Raw genomic sequence first — 10390 nt, 5'->3', positions numbered from 1 at the left:
CTCAACCGCGGCTTCGAGCTGTTGCCGCGCGTGCATGCGAGCGTGTATGCGGTCGCGTTCGAGTCGCTCTATCGCGGCTGGAACCAGGCGCAGCAGCGCTACACCGAAGTGACGCCGGCCGATCGTGTCGATCGACTACTGCCCGCCGGCCGACGACGTGTGCGCGCGCGATACCGCCGCGCGAATCCGCGCGGCCGGCGTGATTCCGTACGTGACGGGCCCGGCGCTCGACGTCGTCGGCGTCGGCGCGCTCGCCGAGCGCGTGCGCGAGCCGGCGCGCGCGGAACGCCGCGACGGTTCGCGCTCGGCGCAGGGCGCGCAGGTGCCGCGCGACGCGCAAGGGTGGTCGGGCGCGCACGCGGCCGGTCCTGTGCAATTCGTCCACGTGGAAGCCGACCGTGCAATCTGACCGCAAACGACTCGTTTCGCCTCTCGGCATCGCCGGCTTCGGCGCGGCCGTCGCGCTGTCGCTCGCCGCCGTGTTTCCGCGCGGCACGCTCGAACGCGCGCTGCTCGACAGCCATGAGACCGATTCCCTCACCGTCGCCTATCTGCGCGCATGGCTGCGCGCCGACCCGAACAACGCAGGCGCCGTCGAGCATCTCGCGCGCGAATACGTCGGCGAAGGCCGCTATGACGACGCGGAACGGCTCATCGCGCAACTGCGCACGTCGCCCGACGCCGATGTCAGGCTGCGCGCGCTGCTGTCCGACATCGGCCTGGCCGAACAGCGGCTGTATGCGTTGCCGGAAGGCGCGCCGGAGCGCATCGCGCGCATCGCGCGGCTCGATACGCTGCTGAACAACGCGCTCGACGCGCCGCTGTCGCCGGCGCAGATGCAGGTGCTCGCGGTCAAGGCGATCGCGCTGAACGACGGCGGGCTCGCCGCGCGCTACTACCATCGCCTCGCGGCGCGCGAGCCGGTGCGCGCGACGTACTGGCTCGGCAAGGAATCGGCCACGCAGCTCGCGAGCGGGCATTACCGCGAGGCGGCGAGCGCGTCGTTCGCGGCGCTCGCGCACGCGGCGTCGAAGACGGAGCGGCGCACGTTCTTCTTCGCGGGGCTGCGTGCGCTGCAGGGCGGCAACCTGCTCGGCGAGGCGATGCTCGCCGCGCGCGAGCACGTGGGCGACCTCGCGACCGACGCGCGCACGCTGCGCTTCCTGATCTCGCTGTCGATGTCGGCGGGCCGCCCCGATCTCGCGTCCGATTACACGAACCAGTTGATGAACCTGCGCAGCGGGTCGAAGCATGCGGACGCGAAGCCGGCGGCGGCGCCGCGCGACGCGGCCGATGCGCCGCGCATCATGCTCGCGGTATGGCGCTGGAGCGACCGGCCGCATGTCGTGCGGGTTGCGCAGGCGGCACCGGCGGCGAAAGCGCCGAAGGAGCCGGACGACGCAGCCGACGATGCCGCGCTGCCGGCGGCCGGCAATGCGCCCGGCGCGGCGGCCGCGCCGTCCGACGAGGAACTCGCGTTCAAGGTCTACCTGCAGAACAGCAAGCTGCGCGAGGCGGAGGACGTCGCGCGCCGTGCGCTCGCGCGCGATCCGGAGTCGGTCGCGTGGCACGAGCGGCTCGCGCAGGTCGCGACCTGGAACAACCGGCCGCGCGTCGCGCTCGACGCGTACCTGTGGCTCGCGAAGACGCGCAACGACGAAGCGTCGTGGCAGCAGGTGCTGCGGCTCGCGCCCGCGCTGCGCGACGATCGCGCGCTGCTCGACGCGATGCAGCACGAACTCGCGCGGGGCGGCGGGCAGGTCGATCGCCGCAAGCAGCTCGAATGGATCGACGCGTATGTCGCGATCCAGGAAGGGCGCGCTGCGCCGGGCGCGGCGCTCCGCTTCCTCGCGATGCAGGCGCACGGCGCGCTGCGCCAGCCGGTGCTGGAGCGCACCGCGGCGCTCGCGGAGCGCACCGGCGACGACGCGCTGGCGCTGCGCACGTGGCAGACGCTCGAGCACGACTACGGCCCGAACCAGGCGTATGCGACGAAGATCGCGGTCGCGCTCTACGGCCAGCACCGCTACGCGGAAGGGCTGGCCGCGCTGGAGAAGGCGAAGCCGGCGGCGCAGGCGGCGCAGAACGCCGACGCATACTGGCGGCTGTATGCGACGCTCGGCAAGCTTGCCGGCAGGCCCGACGTCGTCGTCGAAGGCTCGCGGCACCTGCTGAAGAGCGGCCACGAGACGCCGAGCGACCTCGAGCAGATGATCGATGCGCTCGACGCGCAGCCGCTCGACGCGGGCCGCGTCGCCGAATACGCGTACCGCCGCACGGGCGAGCTGCGCGACCTGCGGCGCGCGGTGTACTACTACTCGCGCGCCCGCGCGTACGAGCGCATCGCGACGCTGCTGAATGCGCTGACGCCCGCGCAGGCGGCCGCTGCCGAGCGCGACCCCGAATACCTGATGGCGCGCTCGCAATACTGGCGGCTCGTCGGCGAGCCCGCGCGGGCGGTCGACGACGTGCGTGCGGTGCTGCGCATCGAGCCCGACAACGCGAAGGCGCAGGTCGCGCTGATCTGGCTGCTGAACGATTCGGGCACCGATGCGGCGCTGCGCACCGCGCTGCGCACGTACCGCTCGCGCGCGACCGGCGACACGCCGCTCACGGCCGCGTATGCGGCCGCCTACCTGCGGCTCGGCGACGCGCGCGCCGCGTTGCACTTCCTGCGCCTGAACCTGCCTTCGCATCGGGACGACGTGCTGTGGAGGCTGACGGTGGCCGACGCGCTCGAACTCGACGGCCAGACTGAAGAGGCGTGGCAGATCCGCCGCACCGCATGGAAGAAGCTGCACCGCGAACGCATCGACCAGCGCCGGCCGCAGCAGATGACGCCCGACGAATACGACATGGCGCGCGTGCGCTTCATCGCGCTCACCGACCGCTTCGCGGGCGGCGACGCGTCGAAGCGGCTGCTGATCGAGCTGCTGCGCCGGGACGCGCAGGCGAACGCCGCGCCGGCGTCGAAGGCGGCGACCGATCTCGGCGACCTGTCGATGCTGCCGCCGGCCGCCGCGCAAGGGCTGACGCGCCGCAACGAGCACACGTCGGCGGTCGCGCGCGAGGCGATGCTCGCGTGGAGCCAGTCGCACGACGCGTACGACTTCGAGCGCGACTGGCTCGCATGGCACTACACCGAGCGCCTGTCGCAGCCGTCGTATGCGAATGCGGCGCTCGCGCTCGCGGACGACAACCCGGCGAAGCTGACGCAGATGCTCGACGATCCGGCCGACCCGATGCCGAGCGCGACGAAGATCGCCGCCGAGCAGCGCGCGGGCCGCATCGAAGCCGCGCAGCAGGACGTCGCGCAGGCGCAGAACCTGCTGCCCGACAGCGACGCGATGCACGCGACCTACGTCGACGCGGTGATGCCGACCGCGCAGGCGGTCGCGCCGGGCTTCCGCTACGTGCACACGGGGCCGCTGCTGTTCTACGAGACCAGCATCGGCGCGGGCGTGCGCATCACGCCGACCATCGCGTTCGCGTTCCGCTACGTCGACCGCGCGCAGCACGGCAACGATTCGCTGCCCGGCGTGCCCGGCAAGGATCGCAACTTCGAGGCGGTGCTGCGCCATTACGGCGCCTTCAGCCGCGAGGCGCTGGTGCTCGGCCGCCGCGACGCATTGCGCGCGTTCACGACGGTGCGCGCCGAAGGCGCGCTGTTCGAGGGGCGGCCGCTGAGCTTCACGTGGTCGGTCGGGCGCAACCAGGAAGCGACGGAATCCGCGCAGCTGCAGGTGGGCGGCATGAAGGACAACGTGGCCGCCGCGGTGTCGTTCCAGCCGGACCTGCACATCTTCACGCGGGCGCGCGTCGAATATGCGCGCTTCTACGGGCAGGACCGCTCGTACCTCGGGCACGGCACGCTGATCACCGCGGACGGCGGCTACAAGCTGCGCATCACGTATCCGGATTTCACGGTGCGGGTTGCCGTCACGCACGGCGAGTACACCGCGAACGGCACGCCGGGCTCGCTGCTGCAGCAGATGACGCCGAACGGCACGCCGCTGACCGCGCCGCTGTTCGTGCCGCGCACGTTCACGCAGATCGCGCTGCTCGGCGGTTTCGGCAACGGGCTGCTCGACGGCTATTCGCGTCGCTGGCGGCCGTTCCTGGAGGTCGGCCCGTTGTACGACTCGCACGCGAAGTGGGGCGAGCGCGTGACGGCGGGCGTCGTCGGCAGCGTGTTCGGCGGCGACCAGCTCGGCCTCTACATCACCCATGCCAGCGCGTCGTCGAACCATTCGACGCCCGTGACCGAAGTCGGGATTCGCTATCGCTGGATGTATTGACCCGGTAATCAAGGAGAGCGAAATGAAACAGAGCGCATCGCCGCAGGTGGCTGGCAAGCCGGCGCGGCACGGATGGACCGCCCGCCGCTGGTGCGTGGCGCTGGCCGCGGCGAGCGCGCTGCTCGCCGGCTGCGCGCAGGTCGACAGCGGGCCCGTTTCGCCGTTCGAGGCGAGCGGCGGCTACAGCGACCTGCGGATGGCGAACACCGGCTGGGCCGTGCTGCCGATCGAGAACAACACCGAGACCGCGAACGCCGGGCAGCGCGCCGCGTCGATCGTCGCGGGCTTCCTGCGCGCGCAGGGCTACACGGACGTGCGCGAGTACCGGACGCCGGGCGACGACGGGATGTTCGTCGACTGGACCGGAACGGACATGGGCAAGGCGAAGAAGTGGGCGGCCGACAACCATCTGCGCTACGGGCTGACGGGCGCGGTGAACGAGTGGCGCTACAAGGTCGGGGTCGACGGCGAGCCGGCGATCGGCATCGCGCTGCAGATCATCGACCTGCGCACCGGCGCGGTGGTGTGGAGCGGCACCGCGAGCCGCACGGGCTGGAGCCGCGATGCGGCGACGAGCGTCGCGCAGGGGCTGGTGCGCCAGCTGCTGGCGCCGGTCGTCGGGAGCGGCGACAAGCGCGCGCGTTCGTAACGTGCGCGCGGCGCCCGGAGGGGCGCCGCGTCGCGTTGCGTGGCCTCACGGCGGCGGCGGGCAGGATGCCCGGCCGCCGGCCGTCACGTGCGTCGCGCCGCTCGCGCGCGACGCATGACGGGGGGATCAGAGCCCCCAGTAGCAGACCGTGCCCTGGCCGGCGCTCGCGTCCGACACGTACGGCGAGAAGCCGTGCGAGCGGGCCGAGCTGTACGCGCTCGATGCGTCGGCGGTGTTCGTGCACGAGCCGACGTAGTCGACCGTCGCGATCCAGAACGGGCGGCCGCCCGGCGCAAGGTTCATGCCCTTCCAGTTCAGCAGTTCCTGCTCGACGCCCTGGTCGTAGCTCGGCTTGTACACCTCTTCGTGCGCGACGCCGTCGAGCAGGCTCGCGTATTTCACGCCGCCGGTCGTGCCGAGGCGCGTCACGTCGCTCGTTGCGTTCTGCATTACGATCAGCAGGTTCGGGTACTTCTCGCGGATCTTGCGCACGAGGTCGAGGCCGCCCTGGCTGCATGCGGCGTCGCACGGGCCGTTGGTGGTCGACGTGCCGTGCTCGACGATCTCGAGGTTGTCGAGATAGAAGCCGTCGGCGCCCTGCGCGACGAGGCGCGGCACGACGTAGTTCAGGATCAGGTTCTGGTAGTCGGCGTTGCCGACGTTCATCCACGTCTCGTCCGAGTAGCCCTGGTACGCACCGGCCTGCGCGGCGGTGTTCGCGCTGCAGGACACGAAGCCGCTCGGCACGCTGCTCCAGTAGCTGCGCCAGTGTTCGCACGAACCGAGGTTCAGGTAGCTCAGCACCTTGTTCTGGCCGTTGTTCTTCAGCGTCGCGACGTTCGCGGCCGTGAAGTTGCCGGTGCCCGGATCGAGGTCGATATCCATCACGCGATAGGTGGTCGCGGCGCGGTTCAGGTCGAGGCTCGACGCGGGGCCGTAGTACGTCATCCACGGGGCGGCCACCGGGAAGCCGGGGCCGCTCGTCGCGGTCGTGTTCGTGTTCGTGGTGGGGTTGGCCGGCGATGTGGCCGGCGTGGTCGACGTCGGGGTGGACGTCGTGCCCGCGGGCGTGGCGGCCGTGCCGGTGGTCGAGGTCGTCGTACCGGTCTTGCTGTTCAGCGTCGTCGCGGACTGGCCGCCGCCGCCGTCGCCGCCACAGGCGGCGAGCATCACGGGGACGAGCAGGGAAAGGGCCAACGGGGCAATGTTGCGCATCGGGGTATTCCTGGTCAGGTTCTTCGGGTTGCGTGGCAACCGGGATGGCACCGACGGCGATGGCGCGGCCGCGACACGACACGTGTCGCATCACGGCGCGCAGGGTCAGGCGTCGGGGCCGGGCGGCAGGGGGTGCCCGGCGGACGAGCGGCGCCCGGGCGGGCGCCGCGTGAAGGCCTGGCACGGGAGGCGGGCGATGCGCCCGGCCTCCGGCGCGTCACGCGCACGGGGCGCGCGACGCGCGGCGGGGGATCAGAGGCCCCAGTAGCAGACCGTGCCCTGGCCGGCGCTCGCGTCCGACACGTACGGCGAGAAGCCGTGCGAGCGGGCCGAGTTGTACGCGCTCGATGCGTCGGCGGTGTTCGTGCACGAGCCGACGTAGTCGACCGTCGCGATCCAGAACGGCTTGCCGCCCGGCGCGAGGTTCATGCCCTTCCAGTTCAGCAGTTCCTGCTCCGCGCCCTGGTCGTAGCTCGGCTTGTACACCTCTTCATGCGCGATACCGTCGAGCAGGCTCGCGTACTTGACGCCGCCGGTCGTGCCGTTGCGCGTCACGTTGCTGGTCGCGTTCTGCATCACGATCAGCAGGTTCGGGTACTTCTCGCGCAGCTTGCGCACGAGGTCGAGGCCGCCCTGGCTGCATGCGGCATCGCACGGGCCGTTCGACGTCGACGTGCCGTGCTCGACCATCTCGAGGTTGTCGAGGTAGAAGCCGTCGGCGCCCTGCGCGACGAGGCGCGGCGCGACGTAGTTGACGATCAGGTTCTGGTAGTCGGCGTTGCCGAGGTTCATCCACGTCTCGTCCGAGTAGCCCTGGTACGAACCGGCCTGCGCGGCCTTGTTCGCGCCGCACGACACGAAGCCGCTCGGGGCGGTGTTCCAGTAGTCGCGCCAGTGTTCGCACGAACCGAGGTTCAGGTAGCTCAGCACCTTGTTCTGGCCGTTGTTCTTCAGCGTCTTGACCTGGGCGGCCGTGAAGTTGCCGGTGCCCGGATCGAGGTCGATGTCCATGATGCGGTAGGTCGTCGCGGCGCGGTTCAGGTCGAGGCCCGACGCTTCGCCGTAGTACGTCATCCACGGGCCAGCCACCGGGAAGCCGGGGCCGTTCGTCGCGGTCGTGCCGGTGGTGGTGCCGGTGGTCGTACCCGAGGTCGTGCCGGTGGTCGTGCCGGAGGTCGTACCCGACGTCGTGCCCGAGGTGGTACCCGAGGTCGTGCCGGACGTGGAGCCGGAGGTCGTGCCCGAGCCGTTACGGCTCCAGCCGCCGCTGTTCCACTTCAAGGCGCTTGCGGATTGGCTGCCGCCGTCGTCGCCGCCACAGGCGGCAAGCATCGCGGGGAGGATCAGGGAAAGGGCTAGCGGGGCGATTCTTCGCATCGGATTGGTTCCTGTTCAGAGATTCGATTGGCGGTTGCGCGGCAACCGGCGGCACCCCCCCGACACAACGCCGCAACGAACCGATGCGCGCGTCGAGGCCGCGCCCTGGGGTGTCCGGAGCTGCAATCAAGGGATTCAACAAGCGACGTTCGACGGGCCTGCCGGAGCACCGGCAGAGCCGAACGCGTGGCGGCTTTGGACGCCGCCAACTCTCCGCCGTCGCACACATTCGCCGCGCGCCGGGCTGTCGGAGAGAGCAATGTTGTTATTAATAAGACCAATCAACACTTAAATCTGATGATTTAAATCAATTGGAGCCCGACTTTAACCGAGCGGGGTTTTTGCACAGGTAACGAGATGTGTATCGCGTAACTGCACGTAAGCGCAGACGAATGGGCGGGGAAATGCGCGATGCCGCGCGGTGCCGGTGCATCGCGCGGCATGCTTCAGGTATTGCGTGAACAGGAAAGGATTACCGCTCGTTACGGTTTCTGTTACAAGTCGGCTTGCGTGCCGGGTCGCGCGCGATACGGCCCCCAGCGATTCGCGCGCGCGAACGTGCCGATGTCGTTGAAGCGCACGCCGGCTTCGCGCAGCGCCGCATGCGCGGTTTTCGCGGTGAGCTGGCGGATGTAGAAAGGGTCGCGCACCACGAAATGGTGAATCGCGTGCGTGCTGCCGAAGTTGAAGCAGAACAACTGGAACGGCAGCATCCACCACGCGTTGAGCACCTGCGTCTGCTGAATCACGTTGCGCGAGTCGATGTCGCCGAAGTAGTGCATGTTCGAGCTGACGAAATTGATGCAGAAGCTGCGCACGAAGTTCGGCCCGAGCCACACCACCGCAAGGAAATCGACGGCCTGCATCGCGCGTTCGACGGCAGTCGGCACGGCGACCGCGTAGCCGAACGCATGCAGCGCGAACAGGCCCGCGTGGTAGACGAGGAACGCATGCCACAGCGCGTAGTACAGGTGCCCGACCGGCATGTACGACGACACCTGCTCGACACGCAGCTGCGCGCGCTCGGCCGCGTCCTGCACGGGCTGCGCGGCGACGTACTGCTTCACCTTGCGGCGCATCGCGGCCGGGCGCAGCACGACCGCGAGCATCCCGTCGGCGAGCATCAGCAGGCGCTTCACGCCCCAGCGCTCGCCGTTGGTGATGCCGAATTCCTCGAGATCCGATTCGCCGCCCGACACCTTGTGATGATGCAGATGCATGCGCCGCCGCGTCCACGGGTTGATCGTGCCGGGCCGCGTGAGCCAGCACAGCGCCATCATCAGGTGGTAAGCCCACGGCGTCTTCTTGAAATACATCAGGTGGATCAGGTCGTGCTCGAGCTCGTGGATCAACGACGTGGCGAACGCGGCGAGCGGCAGCGCGACGTACCACGCGAGCGTGCCGCGCGCGTACAGCCACGCGATCGCGAGCATCGCGGCCACGCTGGCGGCCATCACGCTCGCGCCGACGAGGTTCTGGCGGTCGAGCAGCGGAAAGCGCGCGCGGATCGCGTCGCTCGCCGCGTTGACCTCGCGGCGCACGTAGGCGACTTTCTCCGCGTCGTTGCGGAAGGTGACACGGGCTGGCTGGCTCATCGACCGGTTTTCCTGCGAAAGAGTGGGGCGCTATGCCGATGCGTCAAGCATAGGTGCGCGCCGTGCCGCGTGCGAGGGCCGCCGGTGCCAATGGCGGTGTCATTTCGGGCCATCGTGTAGAGGCCCGCCCATGTGTCATCCCGGGCCAGCGGCCGCTACAATCCGCGAAACCCGTTCCGGAGTCGCCGCATGGCCCTGCCTGCCCCGGATGCCGCGCGCCAGCTGAACAAGGCGACGGTGTCGTCCGCGTATGCGTTGTTCATGTTGATGCTGGCCGAGGAGCGCGGGATCGACGCGGGCCGCATCCTCGCCGGCTCGGGCGTCGCGCGCGAGCGGCTCGCGCAGCCGCACGCGCGGATCACGCCGCTGCAGCAGGCGGCGATCGTATTCAACCTGCTCGACGCGACCGATGACCCATCGATCGCAATCGAGATCGGCCTGCGCAGCAGCCTGACGAAATCGGGGCTGATTGGTTTCGGGCTGATGAGCTGCGCGACGCTCGGCGAGGCGATCCAGCTCGGCATCCGCTACCTGCCCACCCGCGTGCCGTTCTTCTCGGTGCGCCTCACGCAGTTCGACGGCACCGCGCAGATCGACGTGCGCGAAGCGTTTCCGCTCGGCCGGCTGCGCCGGTTCGCGGTGGAGAATTTCCTGGTGGAGACGGCGATCCTGTTCAACTCGCTGCTCGAGCCGGCGCCCGGGCGCACGCTGAAGTCGCGCGCCGAGTTGCATTTCGAATGGCCCGAGCCGCCGTGGTTCGACGCGTATCGCGCGCGGCTGCCGCGCTGCCACTTCGGCGCGAGCGCGAACCGGATCCGCTGCGACGCCGCGCTGCTCGACGAGCCGATCGGCACCGCCAACGCGCAGACCGCGCAGATGATCGTCCAGCAGTGCGAGGCCGAGCTCGCGCGGCTCGGCTACACGGAAAGCGTCGTCGAGCGGGTGCGCAACCTGCTGATCTGCGGCGCGCACGGCTATCCGTCGGTCGACGACGTCGCGCGCGAGCTGCATGTGTCGGCGCGCACGCTGAAGCGCAAGCTGGCGGAATACGGCGCGACCTACTCGGCGCTGCTCGACGAGATCCGCCTGCGCGACGCGTTGCGATTGCTCGAAGGCACGCGCCTGCCGGTCGACGAGATCGCGGCGCGGGTCGGCTACACGGATCGCGCGAATTTCACGCGCGCGTTCAAGCGCTGGACCGGCGTGGCGCCGAGCGAGCGGCGCTGAGCGGGGAGGGCGGCGCGAACGCACGCCGC

General features: G+C 70.1%; 6 protein-coding genes and 1 pseudogene. 4 read left to right on the top strand and 3 right to left on the bottom strand.

Going from position 1 to position 10390, the window contains the following annotated elements; all coding sequences use genetic code 11:
• The 3 genes and pseudogenes from HWY45_RS36985 to HWY45_RS27700 all read left to right on the top strand — a co-directional run.
• Positions 1–253 (top strand): annotated as a pseudogene (locus HWY45_RS36985) (hypothetical protein); the annotation flags it as partial.
• 145 nt (positions 254–398) lie between these two features.
• Positions 399–4298, top strand: coding sequence for a tetratricopeptide repeat protein (locus HWY45_RS27705; protein ID WP_059878876.1), 3900 nt, complete (start codon positions 399–401; stop codon positions 4296–4298).
• A gap of 22 nt (positions 4299–4320) precedes the next feature.
• Positions 4321–4947, top strand: a complete 627-nt coding sequence (locus HWY45_RS27700; protein WP_059567630.1) for a DUF4136 domain-containing protein — start codon at positions 4321–4323, stop codon at positions 4945–4947.
• A 126-nt stretch (positions 4948–5073) separates the two neighbouring features.
• On the opposite strand, the gene HWY45_RS27695 is transcribed toward HWY45_RS27700, so the two are convergent.
• From HWY45_RS27695 to HWY45_RS27685, 3 genes are all read right to left on the bottom strand, one after another.
• On the bottom strand, positions 5074–6162 hold the full coding sequence (locus HWY45_RS27695) for a glycoside hydrolase family 191 protein (RefSeq protein WP_230942472.1): 1089 nt from the start codon (positions 6160–6162) through the stop codon (positions 5074–5076).
• A 252-nt stretch (positions 6163–6414) separates the two neighbouring features.
• Positions 6415–7539: a glycoside hydrolase family 191 protein gene (locus tag HWY45_RS27690; RefSeq protein WP_230946948.1), complete on the bottom strand. Its 1125-nt coding sequence runs from the start codon at positions 7537–7539 to the stop codon at positions 6415–6417.
• Between the two features lie 494 nt (positions 7540–8033).
• Positions 8034–9134: a fatty acid desaturase gene (locus HWY45_RS27685; RefSeq protein WP_059878882.1), complete on the bottom strand. Its 1101-nt coding sequence runs from the start codon at positions 9132–9134 to the stop codon at positions 8034–8036.
• 189 nt (positions 9135–9323) lie between these two features.
• Between HWY45_RS27685 and HWY45_RS27680 the strand changes: the two genes are divergently transcribed.
• Entirely contained in the window at positions 9324–10361 is a 1038-nt protein-coding gene (locus HWY45_RS27680; RefSeq protein ID WP_059878886.1) for an AraC family transcriptional regulator, read from the top strand.
• Positions 10362–10390 lie beyond the last annotated feature (29 nt).

Origin of the sequence: Burkholderia stagnalis, from assembly GCF_902830275.1 — a bacterium.
In the GTDB taxonomy this organism is placed as follows: domain Bacteria; phylum Pseudomonadota; class Gammaproteobacteria; order Burkholderiales; family Burkholderiaceae; genus Burkholderia; species Burkholderia stagnalis.
The sequence above is the reverse complement of the archived record's forward strand: the minus strand, read 5'-3'. Positions and strand labels throughout refer to the sequence as shown.

Excerpts from the sequence above, each read along its gene's own strand:
- HWY45_RS27695 (WP_230942472.1), bottom strand. The coding sequence starts at position 6,162 with ATGCGCAACATTGCCCCGTTGGCCCTTTCCCTGCTCGTCCCCGTGATG.
- HWY45_RS27690 (WP_230946948.1), bottom strand. The coding sequence starts at position 7,539 with ATGCGAAGAATCGCCCCGCTAGCCCTTTCCCTGATCCTCCCCGCGATG.
- HWY45_RS27680 (WP_059878886.1), top strand. The coding sequence starts at position 9,324 with ATGGCCCTGCCTGCCCCGGATGCCGCGCGCCAGCTGAACAAGGCGACG.
- HWY45_RS27685 (WP_059878882.1), bottom strand. The coding sequence starts at position 9,134 with ATGAGCCAGCCAGCCCGTGTCACCTTCCGCAACGACGCGGAGAAAGTC.
- HWY45_RS27700 (WP_059567630.1), top strand. The coding sequence starts at position 4,321 with ATGAAACAGAGCGCATCGCCGCAGGTGGCTGGCAAGCCGGCGCGGCAC.